Origin of the sequence: Achromobacter pestifer, from assembly GCF_902859625.1 — a bacterium.
In the GTDB taxonomy this organism is placed as follows: domain Bacteria; phylum Pseudomonadota; class Gammaproteobacteria; order Burkholderiales; family Burkholderiaceae_B; genus Achromobacter; species Achromobacter pestifer.
In genome coordinates this window covers 69,214-92,576 of the sequence record NZ_CADIJX010000004.1, presented here as the reverse complement: position 1 = coordinate 92,576, position 23,363 = coordinate 69,214, and the positions used below count along the sequence as shown (strand labels likewise).

21 protein-coding genes are annotated in these 23,363 nt (G+C 64.7%); 19 read left to right on the top strand and 2 right to left on the bottom strand.

All coding sequences use genetic code 11. The features are described 5' to 3' along the window. Positions 1–12 precede the first annotated feature (12 nt). Positions 13–810 (bottom strand): 3-oxoadipate enol-lactonase, encoded by a 798-nt coding sequence (gene pcaD / locus HV753_RS16255; protein WP_175175545.1) that lies wholly within the window; start codon positions 808–810, stop codon positions 13–15. A 99-nt stretch (positions 811–909) separates the two neighbouring features. Between pcaD and HV753_RS16250 the strand changes: the two genes are divergently transcribed. From HV753_RS16250 to HV753_RS16170, 17 genes are all read left to right on the top strand, one after another. Beyond that, on the top strand, positions 910–1,812 hold the full coding sequence (locus tag HV753_RS16250; RefSeq protein WP_175175544.1) for a LysR family transcriptional regulator: 903 nt from the start codon (positions 910–912) through the stop codon (positions 1,810–1,812). A 90-nt stretch (positions 1,813–1,902) separates the two neighbouring features. After that, positions 1,903–4,128 (top strand): TonB-dependent siderophore receptor, encoded by a 2,226-nt coding sequence (locus HV753_RS16245; protein ID WP_175175543.1) that lies wholly within the window; start codon positions 1,903–1,905, stop codon positions 4,126–4,128. A 20-nt stretch (positions 4,129–4,148) separates the two neighbouring features. After that, on the top strand, positions 4,149–4,700 hold the full coding sequence (locus HV753_RS16240; protein WP_175175542.1) for a hypothetical protein: 552 nt from the start codon (positions 4,149–4,151) through the stop codon (positions 4,698–4,700). A gap of 360 nt (positions 4,701–5,060) precedes the next feature. Continuing rightward, positions 5,061–6,254 carry an urea ABC transporter substrate-binding protein gene (urtA, locus tag HV753_RS16235; protein WP_175175541.1) on the top strand — a complete coding sequence of 398 codons (1,194 nt, stop codon included), beginning with the start codon at positions 5,061–5,063 and terminating at the stop codon, positions 6,252–6,254. 37 nt (positions 6,255–6,291) lie between these two features. Further along, positions 6,292–7,194: an urea ABC transporter permease subunit UrtB gene (gene urtB, locus HV753_RS16230; RefSeq protein ID WP_217481479.1), complete on the top strand. Its 903-nt coding sequence runs from the start codon at positions 6,292–6,294 to the stop codon at positions 7,192–7,194. Positions 7,195–7,198: 4 nt separating this feature from the next. Beyond that, positions 7,199–8,245 (top strand): urea ABC transporter permease subunit UrtC, encoded by a 1,047-nt coding sequence (gene urtC / locus HV753_RS16225; protein WP_175175540.1) that lies wholly within the window; start codon positions 7,199–7,201, stop codon positions 8,243–8,245. Positions 8,246–8,289: 44 nt separating this feature from the next. Further along, positions 8,290–9,045 carry an urea ABC transporter ATP-binding protein UrtD gene (gene urtD, locus HV753_RS16220; RefSeq protein ID WP_175176180.1) on the top strand — a complete coding sequence of 252 codons (756 nt, stop codon included), beginning with the start codon at positions 8,290–8,292 and terminating at the stop codon, positions 9,043–9,045. 13 nt (positions 9,046–9,058) lie between these two features. Beyond that, positions 9,059–9,748: an urea ABC transporter ATP-binding subunit UrtE gene (gene urtE / locus HV753_RS16215; RefSeq protein ID WP_175175539.1), complete on the top strand. Its 690-nt coding sequence runs from the start codon at positions 9,059–9,061 to the stop codon at positions 9,746–9,748. Between the two features lie 25 nt (positions 9,749–9,773). Then, entirely contained in the window at positions 9,774–10,811 is a 1,038-nt protein-coding gene (locus HV753_RS16210; RefSeq protein ID WP_175175538.1) for an aliphatic amidase, read from the top strand. A gap of 56 nt (positions 10,812–10,867) precedes the next feature. Continuing rightward, positions 10,868–11,707, top strand: coding sequence for a CbbQ/NirQ/NorQ/GpvN family protein (locus tag HV753_RS16205; protein ID WP_175175537.1), 840 nt, complete (start codon positions 10,868–10,870; stop codon positions 11,705–11,707). Further along, a complete protein-coding gene (locus tag HV753_RS16200) occupies positions 11,704–13,353 on the top strand; it encodes a nitric oxide reductase activation protein NorD (RefSeq protein WP_175175536.1) in 1,650 nt (549 codons plus the stop codon). The genes HV753_RS16205 and HV753_RS16200 overlap by 4 nt, the downstream gene beginning before the upstream one ends. A gap of 95 nt (positions 13,354–13,448) precedes the next feature. Further along, positions 13,449–14,603, top strand: coding sequence for a transporter substrate-binding domain-containing protein (locus tag HV753_RS16195; RefSeq protein WP_175175535.1), 1,155 nt, complete (start codon positions 13,449–13,451; stop codon positions 14,601–14,603). Positions 14,604–14,605: 2 nt separating this feature from the next. After that, complete coding sequence (locus HV753_RS16190; RefSeq protein WP_175175534.1) at positions 14,606–15,232, top strand: ANTAR domain-containing response regulator; 627 nt, start codon at positions 14,606–14,608, stop codon at positions 15,230–15,232. Positions 15,233–15,372: 140 nt separating this feature from the next. Beyond that, complete coding sequence (locus tag HV753_RS16185; protein ID WP_175175533.1) at positions 15,373–16,341, top strand: Bug family tripartite tricarboxylate transporter substrate binding protein; 969 nt, start codon at positions 15,373–15,375, stop codon at positions 16,339–16,341. Next, the gene (locus tag HV753_RS16180) at positions 16,342–17,007 is read left to right on the top strand and encodes a 3-oxoacid CoA-transferase subunit A (RefSeq protein WP_175175532.1); all 666 of its coding nucleotides are present in this window, start codon (positions 16,342–16,344) and stop codon (positions 17,005–17,007) included. It abuts the gene before it with no gap. A gap of 1 nt (position 17,008) precedes the next feature. Then, the gene (locus HV753_RS16175) at positions 17,009–17,707 is read left to right on the top strand and encodes a 3-oxoacid CoA-transferase subunit B (protein ID WP_175175531.1); all 699 of its coding nucleotides are present in this window, start codon (positions 17,009–17,011) and stop codon (positions 17,705–17,707) included. Between the two features lie 36 nt (positions 17,708–17,743). Continuing rightward, positions 17,744–18,703 carry a Bug family tripartite tricarboxylate transporter substrate binding protein gene (locus HV753_RS16170; RefSeq protein ID WP_175175530.1) on the top strand — a complete coding sequence of 320 codons (960 nt, stop codon included), beginning with the start codon at positions 17,744–17,746 and terminating at the stop codon, positions 18,701–18,703. A gap of 48 nt (positions 18,704–18,751) precedes the next feature. Here HV753_RS16170 and HV753_RS16165 read toward each other — a convergent pair whose 3' ends face one another. Then, positions 18,752–20,527 carry a M61 family metallopeptidase gene (locus tag HV753_RS16165; RefSeq protein WP_175175529.1) on the bottom strand — a complete coding sequence of 592 codons (1,776 nt, stop codon included), beginning with the start codon at positions 20,525–20,527 and terminating at the stop codon, positions 18,752–18,754. Between the two features lie 28 nt (positions 20,528–20,555). Between HV753_RS16165 and HV753_RS16160 the strand changes: the two genes are divergently transcribed. Next, positions 20,556–21,332 carry an enoyl-CoA hydratase gene (locus tag HV753_RS16160; RefSeq protein ID WP_175175528.1) on the top strand — a complete coding sequence of 259 codons (777 nt, stop codon included), beginning with the start codon at positions 20,556–20,558 and terminating at the stop codon, positions 21,330–21,332. 253 nt (positions 21,333–21,585) lie between these two features. Next, positions 21,586–23,139: a DUF1254 domain-containing protein gene (locus tag HV753_RS16155; RefSeq protein ID WP_175175527.1), complete on the top strand. Its 1,554-nt coding sequence runs from the start codon at positions 21,586–21,588 to the stop codon at positions 23,137–23,139. Positions 23,140–23,363 lie beyond the last annotated feature (224 nt).

Sequence of the window (23,363 nt, the reverse complement as noted above, 5' to 3'; positions counted from 1 at the left end):
GGCGCGGCCGCGTCATCGCGGCAGCAGGAACCCCAGCACCGCGTCCATGAATTCGTCGGGCCGCTCGATGTTCGACAGGTGTACCGCCGCCAGTTCCACCAACCGGGCGTTCGGCACCGTGGCCGCGATGGCTGCGCCGTGGCTGGCGGCCGTCACGGTGTCGTCCCGGCCGGTGATCACCAGCGTCGGCCGATCGATCAAGGCGATGGTGCGTCGCAAGTCCATGTCCCGCACCGCCGCGAACGCGCCGGCCAGGCCGTGCTTGTCGGTGTTCATCAACATGCTGCGGAACGTGTCGATGACGGGGCCGCCCGCTTGCAGCATGGGGGCGGGGAACCAGTTTCCCAGGAACGTGTTGGCGGTATCCGTCATGTCAGGCGCTTGCAGGGTGACGGCGATGCGTTCGTCCCATTGCGGCGCGGGGCCCAGGTAGGCCGAGGTATTGGCCAGGATCAGGCGGTCGATGTGCTCGGGCGCATGCACCCCCAACCATTGCGCGATGAAGCCGCCCAGCGACAGCCCCAGGACATGCGCGCGTTGAATGTCCAGGCCGTCCATCAGTTCGACGACATCGCGGCCAAGCCGGTCCAGCGAATAGGCGCCCGCCGGCACGCCGGATGCGCCGTGGCCGCGCGTGTCATAGCGCAGCACGCGGAAGTGCCGGGACAGGGCCGGGATCTGGCTGTCCCACATATGCAGCGTGGTGCCGATGGAGTTGGACAGGATCAGCGTGGGCAAGCTGGCGTCGCCGTCCAGACGGTAGGCGATGCGGACGCCATCGCCAGTGGTGAAGAAAGAAAGGGTTTGCATGAAGGATCTGCCTTGTCGGATGGGATGAGGCAAAGCGTAGTTGCGCCGCAATCCGGAAGAAATTACAAAGTCTGCACAGTCATTGTCAGGAAAACAGACATGAGCGACTTCACCCTGCACGACCTGCAATGCTTCGATGCCGTGGCGCGGGCTGGCGGCTTTCAGGCGGCGGCCACGGCGCTGCATCGTTCGCATCCCGCCGTGTTCGCGGCCGTGGCCAAACTGGAACGCCAGCTGGATCTGGTCTTGCTGGACCGCAGCGGCTACCGCGTGCGGTTGACCCCGGCGGGGGAATCCTTCCGCCAGCGCGCGCAAGGCTTGCTGCGCGAACTGGAAGGCTTGCGCACGCACGCCGCGCAATTGGCGATGGGCGAAGAAAGCGACCTGCGCGTGGTGATCGGAGACCTCTGCCCGCGGCCCTGGATGCTGACCGTGCTGAGCCGCTTTTTCGCGCAATGTCCCGGTACCCGGCTGCACCTGCACTTTGAAGCCGTTGGCGGGCCGGCGGAACGGTTGCTGGATGGCGAGGCGGACCTGATCTTGCACCGCGTGGACAAGCGCGATCCGCGCATCGAATGGCTGGATCTGGCCAAGGTGCCCTTCGTTCCCGTGGCGGCGCCGGGATTCCTGCCGGCCTCGCGCGGCCGCGCGATCAGCCTGCGGCAACTGCGCGATGCCACGCAATGCGTCATGCGTGACACGGCACGCCATACCCCGCCGCGCGACTACTTCATGGTGGACGGCGCCCCGCAATGTACGGTGCCCGATCAGGTCATGAAGAAGGACGTCATCCTGCAAGGCATGGGGTGGGGCCACCTTCCGCGTTTCTTGATCGAGGACGAACTGCGCGACGGCCGGCTGGTGTCGATCGCCAGCCGCCATCTGCCCGGCAGTATCGAGGAACTGGTCGCCGCGCGGCGCAGCGACCGCCCGCAAGGCCCCGTCGCCAACCGCCTTTGGCAGGCACTGCAAGAGGCGGCCGCCGAAATACGAAAGCCTTAGTCCAGAAATCGAAAGCCTTTTCGATTGCCCGCGACTCCTCAGTTGAAGATGATTATCAGTCTTATTTGAAGATGATCACCGGAGGGAATTGTGGGTATCAAGACAGGCGGGGGCCGGCCGGCTCGGCGGGGTGGGGCGCGGGCGGGCGGCGCGGTCTGGCTGGGGCGTAGTGCCATGATGTTCGGCCTGGCAGCGGCCGCCGGGGCCCAGACCGCGCCGGACACCACCACGCTGGCGCCGGTGACGGTGCGGGGCGAGGAGGCGGGCGTCACGGAAGGCAGTCAGTCCTACACCGCGCCCAGCGTCACCATCGGCGGCAAGCTGCCGTTGTCCTTGCGTGAGATTCCGCAATCCGTGTCGGTCATCACGCGCCAGCGCATTGAAGACCAGAACATGACGTCGCTGGAAGATGCCATGGCGCAGACCCCCGGCATCACCATCGACCTGGCGGCCACGGCGGCCATTCCGCAGTTCTATTCACGCGGCTTCCAGATCGAATATTTCCAGTACGACGGCGTGCCCATGCAGACGGGCGGCGCATCGTGGGCGCAGCCCGACCTGTTCATGTTCGACCACGTGGAGCTGCTGCGCGGCGCGGCCGGCCTGTTCAACGGCGCAGGCCAGCCGGGCGGCGTGATCAACCTGGTCCGCAAGCGTCCGACACGTGAATTCCAGTTCTCGGGATCAGCCAGCGCCGGTTCCTGGGACAACTATCGTGGCGAAGCGGACTTGTCGTCGCCGTTGAACGCATCGGGTTCGGTGCGGGGCCGCGTTGCCGCTGCCTATGAAGACCGCAAGTATTTCTACGACGTCGCCAATTCGCAGAAGCAGGCCTACTACGGCATCCTGGAAGCTGACCTGACGCCGGATACGTTGCTGACGCTGGGCGGCAGCTATCAGCAGCGCGATTGGCTGCCGTTCATGATGCAGATGCCACGCTATAAGGACGGCGGCGATCTGGGGCTGACGCGCGGCACGTATCTGGGCGCGGACTGGAACCGCTGGGATTTCGAGAACACGCAGATCTTCGCTGAACTGGCGCACAAGTTCTCGTCGGACTGGACGGTCAAGCTGAACGTCAACCAGGCCGAAGAGACCAGCAAGCTGAAGTACGCCTATGTGCGTGGCGCGGTGGATCGCGCAACCGGGCAGGGGCCGCGCTTATACGGCGGCGGCAACCAGTACCGCAACCGGCAACTGGGCATCGACCTGATGGTGACCGGCGCGTTCGATGCGCTGGGCCGGCGCCACGAACTCGTCTTCGGGGGCAACTGGTACGACCGTAGCGCGCGGTCCTACAACGCCTATTCGCTTCCGGGCTTTCCGCCGCGGCCGGTCGACGTCTTCCACTACGACGTCAACGACTATCCCGAGCCAGCCGATCCGCAGTGGGGCAGCCAGAGCGACATCAAGACGCGCCAGTCCGGCGTCTACGCGATGGCGCGTCTGAAAGTGGCGGACCCGCTGACCTTGGTGCTGGGCACGCGCATGAGCTGGTGGCGCACGCAGAGCGAGAACCTGATGAGCGGCGTGACGGATCCGGCCGTCACCGAGCATGGCCGGATGACGCCTTATGCCGGCCTGGTCTACGACATCGACGACCATTGGACCGCCTACGCCAGCTACGCTGACATCTTTCGCGTGCAAAGCGATCTGCGCACTGCGGATGGCGGGTCGCTACCGCCGGTGGTCGGATCCAACTACGAGGCCGGCGTGAAGAGCGAATGGCTGGAAGGCCGCCTGAACACCTCGTTTGCCCTGTTCCGCATCACCGAACGCAATCGCGCGCAAAGCGATCCCAACTATCCGGAAGTGGGCGATTGCTGCTACCAGTCCAGCGGACAGGTGCGCAGCCAGGGCTTCGAGGCGGAAGTCTCCGGCCGGCTGGCGCCCGGTTGGGAAGTGTCAGGCGGCTACACGTTCAACACCACGCGCTACCTGAAGGACGCCGACAACGAAGGCGCCCCGTTCCGTACCTTCACGCCCAAGCACATCTTCCAATTGTGGACGACCTATCAACTGCCCAGTCAGTGGAACCGTTGGAGCGTGGGCGGCGGCGTGAACGTGAAGAGCGGCGTCTATACCGAAAGCGCCGTGCAGGGACCGGTCAGCGGCAGTTCGGTGCGCGTGTCGCAGGGCGGCTACGCCATCTGGAACGCGCGGATCGGCTATCGCGTGAGTGACCACGTGTCGCTGGGACTGAATGTGAACAACCTGTTCGACAAGGTCTATTACCAGCGGCTGGGCAATGCCGACATGGGCAATGCCTATGGCGAACCGCGCAGCGTCATGTTGAACATGCGCGTCAAGTACTGATCCAACCAGGAGAAAAAACGATGAAGATTTCCTTGCAACAGGCGCTACGCGCCGCCGCCTTGGGGACATGGCTGTGCACGGCTCAGTTCGCGCATGCCGCGACGCCCGCGCCCGGCGCTCAGGCGGCCGAGCCCGCTATCGCATCCGCGGCATTATCCGCGGGTGAATATCGTTGGACGATCGACGATGGCAATGGCGAACCGCCCTACACCTTGCGGTTGTATGTGCAGCCGTTGCCCTCGGGTGATTACATGCTGACCGGCAGCCTGCTGCTGGACGATGCCGAACTGGGCGCGCAGGGCTCGGCGCGCGAGCGCGAGGGCAAGCTGGTGCTGGACCTGACGGCCAGCGGCGGCGTGCTGCAAGCGCCGATGGAGGACAGCAAGCGCCGCCTGTATCCGAAAGGCAAAGCGCCCGAGCGCGTGGACTCGGCGGGCTTCGCGACGATGCGTGCGTTGCTGGACCCCGCCACGCTGGGCGGCGTCATGCAGCGCTACCAGACCAACGTCATGACGGGGCACCACGTGCAGGGTCCGATGTATGCGAATAGCGTGATCCGCCGCCTGCCGTGATTGGCGCGCGAATTGGCATTCGATAGGGGAAAATACGCATGGCATAGCGCTTCGCGCTTCTTCAGAATGCATTCCAGACGCAAGATCGTCATCCAATTTTCGCCGACTGCCAGTGTTGCCAGTCAGGCGTAGGGCAAAAAGGCCCGAGCCGGAATTTCCGGCTCGGGCCTTTTTGTTTTCCGTTTGTAAATCGTCTTCTTTTGAATGGCGCATCGGTGCGCCATGGGCGGAGCTTTGCCCAAAGAAACGAGCGCGCAACGGGCGGACGGCTTTCGTCGTGATGTGGCTGCCCAAGGCGGTTGTCCAATCCCGGACAGCCAGGCCGCAGGCTTGCCTTCTGAAACACACAGGAGCGCATCGATGAGCGAATACAACCGCCGCCGCTTTCTGCAGCACAGCGGCTCCATGGTTCTGTTGAGCGCCGCATCGGGGATGGCAGCATTGCCCCGGCAGGTGTTTGCGCAAGATACCGTGAAGCTGGGTTTGCTGCATTCCTTGTCAGGCACCATCGCGATCGCCGAGGCGTCGCTGGTCGACGCCGAGAAACTGGCGATAGAAGAGATCAACGCCGCAGGCGGCGTCATGGGAAAGATGATCGAGCCGGTGGTCGAAGATGGCGCGAGCGAGAACGCCGTGTTCGCCGAAAAAGCCCGCAAGCTATTGGATCGCGACAAGGTCGCTGCCATCGTGGGTTGCTACACCTCGGCGTCGCGCAAGGCGCTGCTGCCGGTGTTGGCGCGCAGCAAGGGCCTGCTGTACTACCCCACGTACTACGAAGGGCAGGAACAGGACGCCCGCGTGTTCTATCCGTCGCAGGAAGCCACCCAGTCGGTGATCGCCGCCGTCGAGTGGATGGCGCGCGAGAAAGGCAAGACGTTTTTCTTGGTCGGCTCCGACTATATCTATCCGCGCACCTGCAACAAGATCGCCAAGCCGGCCATCGCGCGCATGGATGCAAAGGTGGTGGGCGAAGAATATGCGCCGCTGGGGCACACGGAGTTCTCTTCCATCATCAACAAGATCAAGGCCGCCAAGCCCGAGTGCATCTACAGCACGGTGGTGGGCGGTTCCAACGTGGCGTTCTACAAGCAACTGCGCGCGGCCGGCCTGGATGGCACGCGGGTCGTGCTGCTGTCAACGGTGGTGTCCGAGAACGAAATTGAAGGGATAGGCAAGGACAATGCGGCGGGCTATTACGCCTGCATGGGGTATTTCCAGAGCCTGAAGAATCCGGCCAACGAGAAATTCGTCAAAGCGTTCAAAGCGAAGTACGGACAGGACCGCGTCATCGGAGACCCGATGGAGGTGGCCTACAACAGCGTCTACCTGTGGAAGCTGGGCGTGGAGAAGGCCGGGTCGTTTGATCCCGACAAGGTCATCGCGGCATCAGGGGGCCTGACCTTGCAGGCGCCGGAGGGCACCGTGCGCGTGCATGACAAGAATCACCACGTCTGGAAGAAGGTGCGCGTGGGCCGGGCCCGGCCGGATGGGCAATTCGACGTCGTATGGGAATCGGCCGATCTGGTCGAGCCCAACCCCTTCCCGAAGCTCTAACGGACGCAGGCCGGCCGCCGGCGCATGGAACGTGATCATGAATATCGACATCGCGGCAATGCAGGTTTTCAACGGGATCAGCCTGTTCAGCATTCTCTTGCTGATGGCGATCGGTCTGGCCGTCGTGTTCGGTCTGATGGGCGTCATCAACATGGCGCATGGCGAGTTGATGGCCATGGGCGCCTACACGACCTACCTGGTGTCGGTGATGTTCCAGCGCTGGGCGCCCGGGTGGATGGATGTCTATCTGTTCGCAGCCATTCCCCTGGCGTTCCTGGCGACGTTCGCGTTCGGCTATTTGCTTGAGCGCGGCTTCATACGCTGGTTTTACAACCGTCCTCTGGATACCTTGTTGGCCACTTGGGGGCTCAGCCTGATCCTGCAACAGACCTACCGTTCCGTGTTCGGCGCGCAAGAGGTCAGCGTGCCGCTGGCCTCGTGGCTGAGCGGTGCGTGGGAGCCCACGCCCGATCTGCAATTCCCATTGAACCGGATCTTCATCCTGGGCCTGACCTTGCTGGTGGCGGCGGGCGTCTATCTGCTGCTTTACCGCAGCGCCTGGGGCTTGCGGGTGCGGGCCGTTACCCAGAATCGGGCGATGGCGGGCGCCGTCGGCATCAACACCAAGCGGATCGACGCGCTGACGTTCGCGCTGGGATCGGGCCTGGCGGGCATTGCCGGCTGCGTGTTCACCATGATCGGCTCCACCAATCCGGGCACGGGCCAGTTGTATATCGTCGATTCGTTCATCGTCGTGGTCTTTGGCGGGGTGCAGAGCCTGTTGGGCACGGCCTTCTCGGGCCTGGCCATCGCGCAGTCGCAGACCACGCTGGAATACCTGATGAGCGGCTCGATGGCGAAGGTCACCATCCTGGTGCTGGTGATCGTGGTTCTGTACTTCCGCCCGAACGGGCTGTTCGCCACCAAGACGCGGGGATGACGCGATGAAAACACTGCACCGCAAGACAGAGGAGATCGCGATCCTGCTGGTCGCGCTGCTGATCCTGGTTGTGCTGCCGCTGACGCTGGATCCGTTCCGGCTCAACCTGGTCGGGAAATACATGGCGTTCGCCTTCGTGGCGATCGGCATCGTGTTGACCTGGGGCTACAGCGGCGTGCTGAGCCTGGGGCAAGGGATATTCTTTGGGCTGGGTGGCTACATGATGGCCATGTTCCTGAAGCTTGAAGCCTCCGCGCCGGAGCTGCCGGATTTCATGGTTTGGAGCAGCGTGGACAGCTTGCCGGTGTGGTGGCAACCGTTTCACTCCCTGACGTTGACGCTGCTGCTCATCGTGGCGCTGCCGGGCGCTGCCGCTTATTTATTCTCCTTGGCCATCTTCCGAAAGCGGGTCAGCGGGGTGTACTTCGCGATCGTGACGCTGGCCCTGGCGATGACGCTGACGGTATTGATCATCGGCCAGCAAGGCGATACCGGCGGCGCCAATGGCATCACGGATTTCCGTACCTTGCTGGGCTGGGACATCGTGAGCGACGACAGCAAGCTCGTGCTCTATCTGGTGCAGGCCGTGGCGTTGACGGCCGCGATGCTGGCCGCGCTGCTGGTCGTGCGAAGCCGGCTGGGCAAGATCCTGATCGCCATCCGCGACCGCGAGGATCGCGTGCGCTTCTCGGGCTATGACACCGCGCATGTGAAAGCCTGCGTGTTCTGCGTGGCCGCCGTCCTGTCTTCCATTGGCGGCGCCTTCTTCACGTTGCAGGTTGGCCTGATTTCCCCGGGCGCGATCGGCGTGGTGGCGTCCATCGAGATGGTGATCTACGCGGCGGTAGGGGGCCGGCTGTCGATACCGGGCGCGGTCGTGGGCGCCTTGTTGATCGGATTCCTCAAATCCTATCTATCCGAGACCTTCCCCGAAGTGTGGCTCTATTTTCTGGGCGCTATTTTCATCGTGGTGGTCGTTGCGATGCCCAACGGCCTGGCCGGCGTGTTCGGCCAGATCCAGGCGCGTCGCTCGGCCGGGAGCGCGCGATGAGCGCCGCACTGGATATGCAGGAATCCGCCAGCATGGACCTAAGCATGAGCGACGACAGCCCGGGCGCCGGCGCCATCCTCACGGTCGAGGACCTGACCGTGTCGTTCGACGGGTTTCGCGCGGTGGACGGGCTGAGCCTGTCCGTGGCGCAGGACGAGCTGCGCGTCATCATCGGCCCGAACGGCGCGGGCAAGACCACCTTGCTGGACATCATCTGCGGCAAGACGCGGCCGTCTTCGGGCCGGGTGATGTTCCAGGGCCGGGACCTGGTGCGGATGCCTGAGTTCGACATTGTGCGGGCCGGCGTCGGACGCAAGTTCCAGACCCCATCTGTCTACGAGGACCTGACGGTGCTGGAGAACTTCGAGATATCGCTGCCGAATGCGCACGGTGTGATCCGGTCCCTGCGCTTTCGGCGCTCGAGCGACATCCGCGCGCGCATCGAATCCATGGCCGTCCAGGTATTCCTGGGGGACAGGCTGGAGGAGAAGGCGGGCCGTCTGAGCCATGGACAGAAGCAGTGGCTGGAGATCGGCATGCTTCTGATGCAGGACCCACGACTGTTGCTGCTGGACGAGCCCGTCGCCGGCATGAGCCCGCGCGAGCGTGAGCAGACGGCTGAACTCCTGGCGCGCATCGCGCCCGGGAAATCGGTGGTGGTCATCGAGCACGACATGGATTTCGTCAAGCGAATCGCCCATAAGGTCACGGTGCTGCACCAGGGGCGCGTGCTCAGTGAAGGCACGGCGGCCGAAGTGCAGGCGGACCCGCGCGTGGTTGACGTGTATCTGGGCCATTGACAAGGAGGCCAACGTGTTCCGGATCGACAAATTGAATGTGAGTTACGGCGAATCCCACGTGATCCGAGACGTGTGCTTCGAGGTGGCGCCGAAAGAGTCGGTGGCCATCATGGGACGCAACGGCATGGGCAAGACCACCTTGCTCAAAGCGCTGATTGGCATGCTGCCCACCGGGTCCGGCAGCATCCGGCTGGACGGCGCGGACCTGACGGGTCTGGCGAGCTATCAACGTGTGCGCAACGGGCTGGCGTTCGTGCCACAGGGGCGGATGATCTTCCCGTACCTGACCGTCGAGCAAAACATCATGACCGGCGCCGAGCGCAATGGGCTCAAGGCCGTGCCGGAATATCTGTACCGGTTTTTCCCGGTGCTGCGCGAAATGCGCCGGCGCAAGGGCGGCAACCTTTCGGGCGGTCAGCAGCAGCAGTTGGCGATCGCTCGCGCGCTGATCTCCGATCCGCGCGTGCTGATCCTGGACGAGCCAACCGAAGGCATCCAGCCGTCCATCATCAAGGACATCGCGCGGGCGCTGAACGCACTGCGAGAAGAGCGCGGCTTCGCCATCGTCGTGTCAGAGCAGATGCTGGGCTTTGCGCTGGACCTGGCTGACCGCTTTCTGGTGATCGACCGGGGCCGCATTGTGCATGAAGACTGCCGTTCCAATCTGGACCAGGACAAAGTCCGATCTTTCCTGACGGTATGACCGTTAACCAACGAGGAGCATTGCCATGAGACACGGAGACATCTCCAGCAGCAACGATTGCGTGGGCGTGGCCGTCGTGAACTACAAGATGCCGCGGCTGCACACCAAGGCAGAGGTGATGGAGAACGCCCGCAAGATCGCGGAAATGGTGGTCGGCATGAAGCGCGGCCTGCCGGGCATGGACCTGGTGATCTTTCCCGAGTATTCGACGCACGGCATCATGTACGACGCCAAGGAAATGTACGACACCGCCTCAGCCATCCCCGGCGAGGAAACCGCGGTGTTCGCCGAGGCCTGCCGCCGTGCCAATGTGTGGGGCGTGTTTTCGTTGACGGGGGAGCGGCATGAAGAACATCCGAACAAGGCGCCCTACAACACGCTGATTCTGATGAACAACCAGGGCGAGATCGTGCAGAAGTACCGCAAGATCATGCCCTGGGTGCCCATCGAAGGGTGGTACCCCGGCGATTGCACGTATGTGTCGGATGGCCCCAAGGGCATGAAGATCAGCCTGATCATCTGCGACGACGGCAACTACCCAGAGATTTGGCGCGACTGCGCGATGCGCGGGGCCGAGCTGATCATCCGTTGCCAGGGCTACATGTATCCGGCCAAGGATCAACAGGTGATGGTCTCCAAGGCCATGGCCTGGATGAACAACGTCTATGTGGCGGTGGCCAATGCGGCGGGGTTCGACGGCGTGTATTCCTATTTTGGCCACTCCGCCATCATTGGCTTCGATGGCCGCACGCTTGGCGAATGCGGCGAGGAAAGCATGGGCATTCAGTACGCGGAACTATCGACCAGCCTGATCCGCGACGCGCGCAAGAACATGCAGTCGCAGAATCATCTCTTCAAGCTGGTGCATCGTGGCTACACCGGAAAAATAAATTCCGGCGAGGACGCGAACGGCGTCGCGGCATGCCCGTACAACTTCTACGCGAACTGGATCAACGACCCAGAGGGCACGCGCAAGATGGTCGAGTCCTTCACTCGATCCACCGTGGGCACGCCGGAATGCCCGATGGACGGCATTCCCAATGAGCCGCCGCAGCATCGCTAGCCGTCGTACGTCCCGTTCCGTTATTTCCGCCATCTCCCGCAGACCGGCCGCGCTTCATGGCGGCCGGTCCTTTCCATAGGATACGAACCGTGCCGTCTGCCCTCGACACCTACCGGATTGCGCAAGAACCGTTCTACCGCCCGACGGGCCAGGAAACCGCGCTGTACGAGCATGCCTACGCGCATCGGCTGCCGCTGATTCTGAAAGGCCCCACGGGTTGCGGCAAGACGCGGTTCGTGGAATACATGGCCTGGAAGCTCGGCCGCCCCTTGGTCACGCTGGCGTGCAATGAAGACATGACGGCCTCCGATCTGGTGGGCCGCTACCTGCTGGACGCAGACGGCACCGCCTGGCACGATGGTCCACTGACACTCGCCGTGCGTCATGGCGGCATCTGCTATTTGGATGAGATCGTCGAGGCCCGCCAGGACACGACGGTGGTCATCCACCCGCTGACCGACGCGCGCCGCATCCTGCCGCTGGACAAGAAGGGCGAGGTGTTGCAGGCGCATCCGGATTTCCAGCTGGTGGTGTCCTACAACCCGGGCTACCAGAGCAGCGCCAAGGACCTCAAGCCTTCGACACGGCAGCGCTTCGTCGCCCTGGAATTCGACTATCCCGAGGCGGAGCTTGAAGCGGGGATCGTGGCGCACGAGGCGGGCATCGATTTCGCGCTGGCCCAACGGCTCGTACGCATCGCGCATAGTTCCCGTGAGCTCAAGCGCCATGGGTTGGACGAAGGGGCATCGACGCGCATGCTGATCTACGCCGGCATCCTCATCCGCGATGGCGTCAGCCCGGCGGAGAGCTGCGAAATGACCATGACGCGCGCGCTGACCGATGACCCGGACATGGCGGCGGCCTTGCGGGCGCTGATCGACGCGAACCTTGAATGACCATGCGCGCCATCCTGCCCGTGCAGCCGGGCCTGTCGTGGTTGCTGTGCGGACTGTCGGGCCGAGGGATCTCGGTGGAGCCGCTGCTTGAACCGGCGGCGGACGCGCCCGCGCCGCGCCCGGTGTTGACGGCGACGCACTTGTTGATGCCCGATGGCCTGGCAGCGGCGCCGGGCCCGGAGTTGCCGGCGCTGCTCTGCGCCGCGGCGGCGCACGCGGCCGCGCACCTGCGCTATTCGCCGGCCGCGCAACCGGTGCTTAGCCTGAAGCCCATGGGCGTGGCCGTGGTGTCGGCCATCGAGGACGCGCGGGTGGAGCGCCTGCTGGCGGCTGCCCACCCCGGCGTGCGCCGCTGGTTCCGGCCGTTCGTGCCGCCGCCGCCCGATCCGTCCGACCTTGGGTTCACGGCGTTGATCCAACGCATGAGCCGCCTGCTGATGGATCCCGATCTACGCGACGATAACCACTGGGTGAACAAGGCCCGGACGCTGTTCGAGGCGCAGGCCGTGGACCTGTCGGACACGGCGGCGTTTCGTCGGCTGGCGTCGACGCTTGCGAACGATCTGGGTCAGATGCGAGTGCGCTTCAATCCCCATCAGTACGCGGTGCCGGTCCCGTACCGGGACGACAACGCCTATCTATGGGACTACGGCGAACCGATGGAACCGCCCGAGGCGCTTGCGCTGGGCAGCCAGGGCACGGCCCTCGAACCGCGCGAGGCCGCGCCGGGCGCGGAGGGCAGCCCGCCGGAAGCGGCGGCCGACACGGAGTTGGGACGCTACTGCTATCCCGAATGGGACTACAAGCTGGAGCGCAGCCGGCCGGACTGGTGCACCGTGATCGAGACGCAACCGGGCTGGTCGGGCGCAGGGGAGACCGGCGGCCCCCAGCCGCGGCTGGCCTTGTCGCGGTCGCACCGGCTGAACCGCGCGCGGCGGTTGAGGCGCCAGTGGGAAGGTGATGACATCGACCTGAACGCGGCGATTGAAGTGCTGATCGACCGCAGGCTGCGCCTGGCGCCGGACCCGCGTTTCTTCATGCGGCCAGGCCGCCAGGATTGCACAGGCGGCACATTGGTGCTGCTGGACTTGTCGGCGTCCGCCAACGACAGCACGGCCCAGGCCGGGACCACCGTGCTGGACGTGGAGAAGCGGGCCGCCACGCTGTTGGCGCGCGGGGTGCTGCAAGCCGGCGACCGGATCGCGGTGCATGGCTTCTGTTCCGACACGCGGGCCCAGGTGCGCTACTACCGCCTGCTGGATTTCGACGAACCGTTGACGCCTGTCGCGTTGGGCCGGATCGGCGCCGCGCAGGCTCGCTACTCCACGCGCCTGGGCGCGGCGCTGCGCCACGCTGGCGCGTTGGCGTTGCGCGCCCCGGTCGAGCGAAGAGCCATCATCGTCGTCACCGATGGCGAGCCTTCGGACGTGGACGTGCATGACCCGCGCTACCTGGTGGACGACGTGCGCCAGGCGGTGCTGGCGTTGCGCCACTTGGGCTTGCGTGTGCATTGTGTGGCGTTGGATGTTCGCGCGGAGCCGCGGCTAAGGGAGATGTTCGGCTTTCGCGGTTACCAGATCGTAACGAGTCCCGCCGCGCTGGCGTCCGCGCTGGCCCGTGGCTATGCCCGCGCAAGCGCGGGCTGACCCCCAGGAATCCACGTGTTGACGCCGCTTGGCGCTACGCTGAAACTGATGACCTCGACAAAGGACTGACCTCCGCGCCAGCGGGTGTCCCGACCATGGCAAACAAAGATCCTATCCGTGTGGGCGTGTTGTTCTCGGAAACGGGGGCAACCTCCACCATCGGTCGCTCGCAATTGCAGGGCACGCTGCTGGCCATTGACGAGATCAACGAGGCGGGCGGCGTCGACGGCCGCGAAATCGTTCCCGTGCGTTACGACCCCAGGTCCGACCCGGCCACCTATAGCGTACTGGCGGAAAAGCTGATCACGCAGGACCGCGTCAACGTCATTTTCGGTTGCTACATGTCCAGCAGCCGCAAGGCGGTGCTGCCTATTGTCGAGAAATGGAACCGCCTGCTGTTCTACCCGACGCTGTACGAAGGTTTCGAGTTTTCCAACAACATCATCTATACCGGGGCCGCGCCAAACCAGAACAGCGTGCAGCTTGCGGAATTCATGACGGCCAATTTTGGCGCGCGCGTTTATCTGATCGGCTCGGACTATATCTACCCGTATGAATCCAACCGCATCATGGGCGAACTGGTGTTGCAGCGCCAGGACAGCGCCAAGCTGGGCGAACGCTATCTGCCGCTGACCGCGACGGAGCGCGACTACCGCGAGATTCTGGACGACATTCGGAACAAGCGCCCGGACTTCATTTTTTCCACCGTGGTGGGTAACTCCACGGCGTGCCTGTACCGTGCCTACGCGGATGCGGGCTTTGATCCCAAGGTCATGCCCATCGCCAGCCTGACGACCTCAGAAGCCGAGATTTCGCAGATGGAGCCCGAGGTGGCGGCGGGGCACTTCACTTCCGCACCGTATTTTCAATCCATCGATTCCGCCATCAACCGGCGCTGCCTGGAGCGGCTGCGCCGGCGATTCGGCCATGATTGCGTGCCCAACCTTTGCTGGGAGGCGGCGTACTTCCAGATGCATATCTTCGCCAACGCCTTCCGCGACACGGGCACCGACGAGATCGCCGAGATCCTGCCGCATGTGCTGCAAAGTGAATTCCAGGCGCCGCAGGGGCGCGTTCGCATCGATCCCACCAACCACCATACCTGCCTGTATCCACGGGTCGGCAGGGTCAATGGCAAGGGGCAGTTCACGATTGTGCGCGAGGCGACGCGGCCAGTGCATCCCGATCCGTATCTTGTCACGCATTCGCTGGGCGATTGGACGGCGACGCTGAGCGCGCTGGAGAGCTGACGGTGGAGCCGGCAAGCCGCCTGCGCGTCGTGCGCGCGACGCCCTCGCTTCTGAAAGACCTGCGCACGCTGCGCATCGCGGTCTACCATCCCGACGACGTGGACGGCAGGCAGCTGACGCAGCAGTTGCAGCGCATCGGTTGCCAGGTGCAGACTTTCTGGCCACCCGCACCCACGCTGCCGGACGGGCTGGACGTGGTCTTCCTGGCGGTCAGGCCGGATGTGATCGACCTGGGCTTTGAGTGGGCCAAGAGCGAGGATGCGCCCATGGTGATCGCCATCGTCACCTACGAGAACCCAACGATCGTCGAAGCCGTGCTGCGCATTGGCGCCAAGGCGGTGTTGCCGTCTCCGGTACGCTCGTTCGGGCTGCTCTCCACCCTGGTCGTGGCGCGGCAGGTCTATGACGACATCAAGTCGCACGAGCGCCGCCTGCGTAAATTGGAAGGCAAGCTGCTGGGCGCGCGCCGCATCGCGGAGGCCAAGAGCATTCTCATGCGCACACGCAACGTCACCGAAGGGCAGGCTTACGATCTGATCCGGGAACAGGCGATGAACAAGCGCGTCACCACCGAGGAAATCGCCGGCGCCATCGTCAACGCCAACGAAATCCTGTCGCTCGGAAAATGATGCGCCGCGTGGAATGCTGCGGCGCAAACTTAAGCGCAGGCGAACCCGCTCCTCCATATTCCCGAATAGGCATTTGCGGCCGCGGCGCACACACTGCCCCCTCAAACTGATCCGCTCGACGATCAGGTAGGGAGACAAGCATGTTGCACCCGCAGCGCTGGCTGACCGCTGGTGCGTTGGCGTTCTCCATGGCGAACGCCGCGCACGCAGCCTGGCCTGAACGGCCCATCACCCTCATCATCCCGGCATCGCCCGGCGGCACCACCGACATCGCCGCGCGGTTGATCGCGGACAAGTTGGGCGCCAAGCTGGGGCAGCAGGTCATCGTGGAGAACCGCGCGGGCGCGGCCGGCATCATCGGGGCGCAGACCCTGGCGCGCGCCAAGCCCGACGGCTACACCTTGCTGATGGGCAACATCGGCCCCAACGCGATCAACTACGCGCTGTACAAGACGCTGCCCTACAAGCCTGCCGACTTCGCGCCGGTGACGTTGGTGATCTCGGTGCCCAACGTGCTGGTCGTGAACGAGGCGTCGTCCGTCCGTTCGGTGGCCGATCTGCTGGCCCAGGCCAGGCAGGACCCGGCCAAGGTGTCCTTCGGCAGTTCTGGCGCGGGCCAATCGCCGCATCTGTCGGCCGAACTCTTCAAGCAGCGTGCCGGCATCCCCGGCACGCACGTGCCCTACAAGGGGGCCGGGCCCGCCGTCGCCGCGCTGTTGGGTCAGCAGTTCACCTTCATGATCGACAACCTGCCCAGTTCGATGCCGTACATCCAGTCCGGCAAGTTGCGCGCGCTGGCCGTCACCAGTGATCGTCGGCTGGCCGAGCTGCCAGACGTGCCGACCATGGCCGAGGCCGGCGTGAAGGACATGGTGGTGACCGCCTGGTTTGGCCTGGTCGCGCCTGCGGGCACGCCGGAAGAGGTGGTGGGCAAGATCTACGGCGCCACGCGCGACGTCGTGCGCAGTCCTGAAATCAGTGACCGCTTCAAAGCCATGGGCGGGCAGGCCGGCGGCAACACGCCAGCCGAGTTCACGGCGTTCATCGACCAGGAGCGCGCCCGTTGGAAACAGATCGTGGATACGGCCGGACTGGCACAGGAGCAATAAGTGATCGACAAGATACAAGCATCCATGGCCGAGGCCGTGGCGGTCATCCCGGATGGGGCGTCCGTGCTGGTGGGCGGCTTTGGCGAGGCGGGCGTGCCCTACGAATTGCTGCAATGCCTGGCGGAGTCGGGCCGTCGCGACCTGACCATCATTTCCAACAATGCCGGCACGTTTGAGCGTGGCATCGCCGCGTTGCTGATCCGCAAGCAGGTCCGCAAGATCATCTGTTCGCATCCGCGCCCGCCTAATTCCGATGCCTTCGCCCGTGCGTTTCGTGCCGGCGAGGTAGAGCTGGAATGCGTGCCGCAAGGCACGCTGGCCGAACGGCTGCGTGCGGCCGGGGCGGGGCTGGGACCGTTCTACACGCCCACCGGCTACGGCACCGAATTGGCCGAGGGCCGCCGCCAGGAGGTCATCGGCGGCGTGGGATACGTGCTGGAGCATCCGCTGCGGGGCGACTATGCGCTGATCCGCGCGCACCTGGGCGACCGTTGGGGCAATCTGATGTACCGCCACGCCGCGCGCAACTTCAATCCCGTGATGTGCATGGCGGCAGGCCACGCCATCGCGCAGGTCGACGAGGTCGTGCCGCTGGGCACCTTCGTGCCCGAGCAAGTCATGACGCAAGGCATCTTCGTGAAATCCGTGGTGCGGGTGGAGGCCTGACATGCAAGACATCATCGGCTTGACCCGTCCGCAGATCGCGCAACTGCTGGCCAGCGACATCCCCGACGGTTCCATCGTCAACCTGGGCATCGGCATGCCGACGCTGGTGGGCGACTATCTGCCGTCTGACAAGGACATCCTGCTGCACAGTGAAAACGGCATCCTGGGCATGGGGCCCGCCGCCACCGGCGAAGACGTGGACCTGGACCTGATCAACGCCAGCCGCCAGCCCATCACGCTGCTGGGCGGCGCATCCATCACCGAGCACACCGTGTCGTTCGCGATGATGCGGGGCGGCCACCTGGACTACGCCGTGCTGGGCGCGTTCCAGGTGTCCGAAGCCGGCGATCTGGCCAACTGGAAGACCGACGCGGCCGATGCCATTCCGGCCGTGGGCGGTGCGATGGATCTGGCCGTGGGCGCCAAGCAGGTGCTGGTCACGATGGAGCATCGCGGCCGCGACGGCACGCCGAAGGTGCTGCGCCAATGCACCTATCCCCTGACCGGCAAAGGGGTCGTGACGCGCATCTATACCGATCTTGCGGTGATCGACGTCACGCCGCACGGCTTGAGCGTCTACGCCATGACGGCGGGGGTCAGCGCGGGTTTTCTGCGTTCCGTGACCGATGCGCCGCTGCATTTCCTGGCAGCCCCGCGAGTGATCGTGCTGGACCCGGCCGGCGCACCGCGCTACGCCTGACGGTTTGCGCCCGGTGTCGGGCCAAGGAGACCTCTGATGATCCGTTCCCTTCTGATCGCTGCTTCGCTTTGCGCCTTGTCCCTTGGGGTGCAGGCCGCGCCGGTCTATCCCGACAAGCCCATCACGTTGCTGATCCCGTATCCGCCGGGAGGCAGCGCCGACATGCTGGCCCGGCCGCTTGGGGCGGAACTGCAAAAGAAGTGGGGCCAGCCCGTGGTGCTGGAATACAAGCCGGGCGCCGGAGGCGCCATTGCATCCGCGCAGCTGGCGCGCGCCAAGCCCGATGGCTATACCTTGCTGATGGTGTTGGCCGCGCATGCCATCAACCCCAGCCTGTATCCGTCGCTGCCCTACGACACGCGCCGCGACTTCGCGCCGGTATCGTTGGTGGCGACCTTGCCGATGCTGGTGGCGGCGCCGCTGTCCACGCCCGCCAACACCATTCCCGAACTGATCGCCTACGGCAAGAGCCATCCTGGCAAGCTCAGCTTCGCGTCGGCGGGCAACGGCAACACCAGCCACCTGGCCGCCGAGATGTTCAAGAACCAGACGGGCGTGGACATGATGCACGTGCCCTACAAAGGCAGCGGCCCGGCGGTTGTCGCCCTGCTGGGCGGCGAAGTGTCGTTGATGTTCGACAGCATCTCGACGTCGTTGCCGCAAGTGCAGGCGGGCAAGCTGAAAGCCATCGCGGTGACGGGCGAGCGCCGTTCGCCCTTGCTGCCAGACGTGCCGACCGTGGCCGAAAGCGTGCCCGGCTTCGTCGTCAACGGCTGGTACGGGGTGCTGGCGCCGGCGGGCACGCCGCCCGCCGTGGTGGATGCCTTGAGCCGCGGCATTGCCGAAGCGGTGGCGTTGCCGGCGTTGAAGCAGCAATTGGCCGGCTACGGCTACGAAACCGTGGGATCCACGCCGGCCGAGTTCGCCAGCCATATTGACCGCGAACTGGGCGCGTGGAAACAGGCGGTCGAAGTCTCGGGGGCCAAGCTGAACTGAGCAGGGGCTGTGCCGGCCCCCGCTCTTTGCGCATGGCGTCCGGCCACGCTATACCGTCAGCACGCAGTCCAGTGCTTCAGGTGCAGCAAGCTTCACCCGGAACGCGCGCAATTCGTCGCGGCGGAACACATACACCGTCACGCGGTCACCGGGGCGGTACTGCGCCAGCAGCAGGTCCAGGCCGGCAGGGGCATCCACCCGCAAGCCATCCACCGCCACCAGCACATCGCCCGCCGACAGACCGGCCTTGTGGCCCGCGCCGCCTTCCAGCACGGTGGCCAGCGTCAACGAGTCTCCTTGCTTGCGCGTGCGCACGTCCATCGACGGGATGTTGGCCGCCGTCTTCCATTGCAGCGTAATGCCTTCGGCCGCCAGCAGTTCGGCCAGCGGCACATCGGCCGTGCCGTAGGCGTGGCGCGCGATGAAGCGCCGGACATCCACGCCTGTCGCCTCTTGAATCAGCGCGGGCAGGCCGTCTTCCGGCAAGCCCTGGGGCTTGCCTTGATAGAAGTCGCGGCCATAGCGTTCCCACAACAGCCGCATCACATCGTCCAGCGAATGCTTGCTGGCGCTGTCGCGGCGGATCAGCAGGTCCAGGCCCAGCGCCACCAGCGCACCCTTGGTGTAGTAGCTGACCAGCGCGTTGGGCGAGTTCTCGTCCTGCTTGTAATAGCGCGTCCAGGCGTCGAACGAACTTTCCGCCACCGACTGTTTGGCGCGGCCCGGGGTGCGGGCCACGCTGGTGACGGTCTTGGCCAACAGCCGCAGGTAATCGGACTGCGTGATGGCGCCCGAGCGCAGCAGCAACAGATCATCGTAGTAGGACGTGAAGCCTTCAAACACCCACAGCAGGCGCGTCAGGTCGGGCTGTTCCAGGTGGTAGGGGGCGAACGCTTGGGGCTTGATGCGCTTGACGTTCCAGGTGTGGAAGTATTCGTGGCTGACCAGCCCCAGGAACCCCCGGTAGCCTTCGCCCTGGCCTTGCTGGCCCAGTACCGGCAAGTCCTTGCGTGAGGTCATCAGCGCGGTGCTGGCGCGATGCTCCAGGCCGCCATAGCCGTCGCCCGTCACCATGGTCATGAAGACGTAGCGGTCGGAGCTGTCCAGGAAGGGCGCGCGTTTCGTGCGGGGCTCGAAGAATTCGATCTGCGTTTCACAGATCTTCTTCACGTCGCCCGTGATGCGGGCCAGGTCCAGGTTCGGCGTCACGCCGGTGAAGACCAGTTCGTGTTCCGCGCCATGGGCGGTGAACGTCGCCACATGCGGCGTACCCATTTCGACAGGATGGTCGATCAGCGCGTCGTAGTCGGGCGCCAGGTACAGGCCAAAGCCATGACGGCGGGCCGCGCCCTTGTGGCCGCGCGCTTCCGGCAGGCTGGTGTAGACGCCCCAGCCGTCCAGCCCGCGCGGCGGTTCAAGGTCCACCAGGCAGGGCAGGTGATCCTGGCCATGCACGCGCAGGAACACGCTGGTGCCGTTGAAGAAACCGTGGCTTTCGTCCAGATGCGCGCCGCGCACCGACAGGTCCCAGGCATACACCACATATTCCACCCGCAGCGGGCCCTCGCAAGGCGCGGCCTGCCAGGTGTGATTGTCGATTTTGTCGACATTCACGCGCCGCTTGCCCGCGTGCGCTGACAAGGATGCGATCTGGCGCGAGAAATCGCGGATCAGGTAGCTGCCCGGAATCCAGGCCGGAAGCGACAGGCGCTGGCCTTCCGGAGACGGCGTGTCAATGGTTAGGGTTATCCGGTAGCGGTGTCCTGCCGGATCGAACGGCGCAAGGCGGTAAAGTATCGGAAAAGCGGCATCTGATTTTTTCATGCTTCTATCTTATTACTGGAGACATTCAATGAGCGAGTCGTTTGTACTGGTCGAGACCCGGGGCCGCGTCGGCCTGCTGACGCTGAACCGCCCCAAGGCGCTGAATGCGCTGAACGATCAACTGATGGATGAGCTCGGCGCGGCGCTGCTGGCGTTCGAGGCGAATGCCGACGTCGGCTGCGTGGTCATCACCGGTAGCGAGAAGGCCTTTGCCGCGGGCGCGGACATCGGTGCGATGAAAGACTGGTCGTACATGGATGTGTACGGCAGCGAATACATCACCCGCAACTGGGAAACGCTCAAGCGCATCAAGAAGCCCGTGATCGCCGCGGTGGCCGGCTATGCGCTGGGTGGCGGATGCGAACTGGCCATGATGTGCGACATCATCATCGCCGCCGATACCGCCAAGTTCGGCCAGCCGGAAATCAAGCTGGGCGTGATCCCGGGCGCAGGCGGCACGCAGCGCCTGCCGCGCGCGGTGGGCAAGGCCAAGGCCATGGACATGGCGCTGACCGCCCGCATGATGGGCGCCGAAGAAGCCGAGCGCGCCGGGCTGGTCTCGCGCGTGGTCGCGGCCGACAAGCTGATGGAAGAAGCCCTGGACGCCGCCACCGTCATCGCATCCATGTCGCTGCCGTCGGTCATGATGGCCAAGGAATGCGTGAACCGCGCGTTTGAAGGCTCGTTGAACGAAGGCCTGCTGTTCGAGCGCCGCGTGTTCCATTCGCTGTTTGCCACCGAAGACCAAAAGGAAGGCATGGCGGCTTTCACCGAAAAGCGCAAACCGGACTTTAAACACCGTTAAGGCTTGTTACGTCCGCGCGGCGGGCGCGGGCAAGCCGGATTGATCAGCGCGCCCCACTCGGGGCGCGCTTTTTCATGGGCGCACGGTTCAATTTCGCCGTTGCGCCTTGAAACGTCTAGGCAGCACCTTGTTGCAGACTTCTTCCCTATGCTGGTTGAGCGTCATCAAGAGGTGCCGCGCCAGAATGGCTTGCCCACCCTGGCAAGTCCCGCGCGGCGGCTCGCTTGCAAACAAAATCAAGAAGGAGCCTTGCATGCGTACATTTATCGCCAATCGCCGGTGGTCCACTGCGGTCCTTGCGGGCGCGCTGAGCGTCTGCTTCGTGACCGCCGCCCAGGCTCAATCCCCGCGTTCGACATTGCGCCTGGTGTCTGAAACGCCCTATCCCGCCACGACGTCCGCGCCGCAGATGAGCGAGCAGGAATTGCGCGACACGGCCATCGACGCCTACGTCTACGCCTACCCCATGGTGCTGATGGAGTTGGCTCGCCGCAAGGCCACCGCCGTGCAAAACCCGCTGGACGGCAAGGCTCCCGTGAACCAGTTCGGCCACAAGGCCGCCTTCCCGGATCCGCGCGCGGCGGATACGCCGTGGCCCAGCGCCGACGCGCTTTACTCCAGTTTGTGGTTCGACGTGTCGCAGGCGCCGCTGATCGTGAACCTGCCGGACACGGGCGGACGCTATTCGGTGCTGTCCGCGCTGGATATGTGGAGCGACGTGTTCGCCTCGCGCGGCACCCGCACCAATGGCAATGGCGCGCAGTCCTTCGCCATCGTCGGCCCCAATTGGCAGGGCAGCGTGCCTGCGGGCATCGACGTGATCCGCAGCCCGACTTCAAGCGGCTGGCTGATCGGCTGGATCCAGACCGGCGGCCCGCAGGACTATGCCGCGGTCAACCAGATCCAGGCCGCGATGACCGCCGTGCCGCTGATCGCGCAGACCGCATCCACGCCCGTCCGTGGCAGCAGCCGCTACACGGGCAGCGCCTATCCCCAGACAGGCGCGGGTGTGGGCTCGGCGCCGATCGGCAGCGACTTGCCGTTGCCCACGCCGGTCAACCTGCCCGAGGGCACGCCCGCGGAACAGGCGGCCAGCATGGACGCGGCGTCGTTCTTCGCGCTGTTCTTTGATGTGTTGCGCAACAACCCGCCGCATGCCAATGACTCGCCGATCCTGGATCGGATGCGCCGTATCGGTCTGGACAACCGCCAGCCGTTTTCGTACGGACGCCTGAGCCCGACCGTGCAGCAGGCGCTGGCCGACGCGCAGCCGCTGGCTGGCCGCCGCATCGCCGACGGTGTGTCGCGACTGGGTACGCCGATCAATGGGTGGAACACGGTCCTGTCCGGCATTGGCACATACGGCACGGACTATGCGCGCCGCGCGGCCATCGCTTACGCGGGCCTGGGGGCGCCAACCCCGGAAGACGTGCTGTACCCCGTGACGGTGGCGGATTCAAAGGGCCGCCAGTTGAATTCCAACGAGGACTACGTGCTGCACTTCGACAAGGGCCAGTTGCCGCCGGCAAACGCATTCTGGTCGCTGCATGTCTATAACGACAAGCACGGCTTTCCGGACAATCCCGCCAACCGCTACGCGCTGCGCAGCACGGATGGGCTGAAGTACAACGCGGATGGTTCGCTGGACATCTACATTCAGCGCCGGGATCCTGGCGAAAAGAAGCGCGCCAACTGGATCAGCACGCCGGCCGCTGATGCCCCGTTCCTGTTGAGCATGCGCCTGTACTGGCCGCAAGACACGGCGCTGGACGGTTTGTGGGCGCCGCCGCCGGTCAAGGAAGATTAAGCAAAAGCCGTTTGCACCGTCAGTCGGAACAAAGTGGCCCCGATGCCGGGGCCACTTTTTTTCCTTGGAGAACCGACAGTTGCGCAAGCCTTGCGCAACTGTCTTGGAGATCGTGCTCGCGTCCCTATTTTTGGTACGATCCGGCCGTTGTTTGCACCTTACAAACCGCCGAAAGTTCATTTGCTTGGGCAAAAAGAATCACGCTATACTCTGCGGGTTTGACG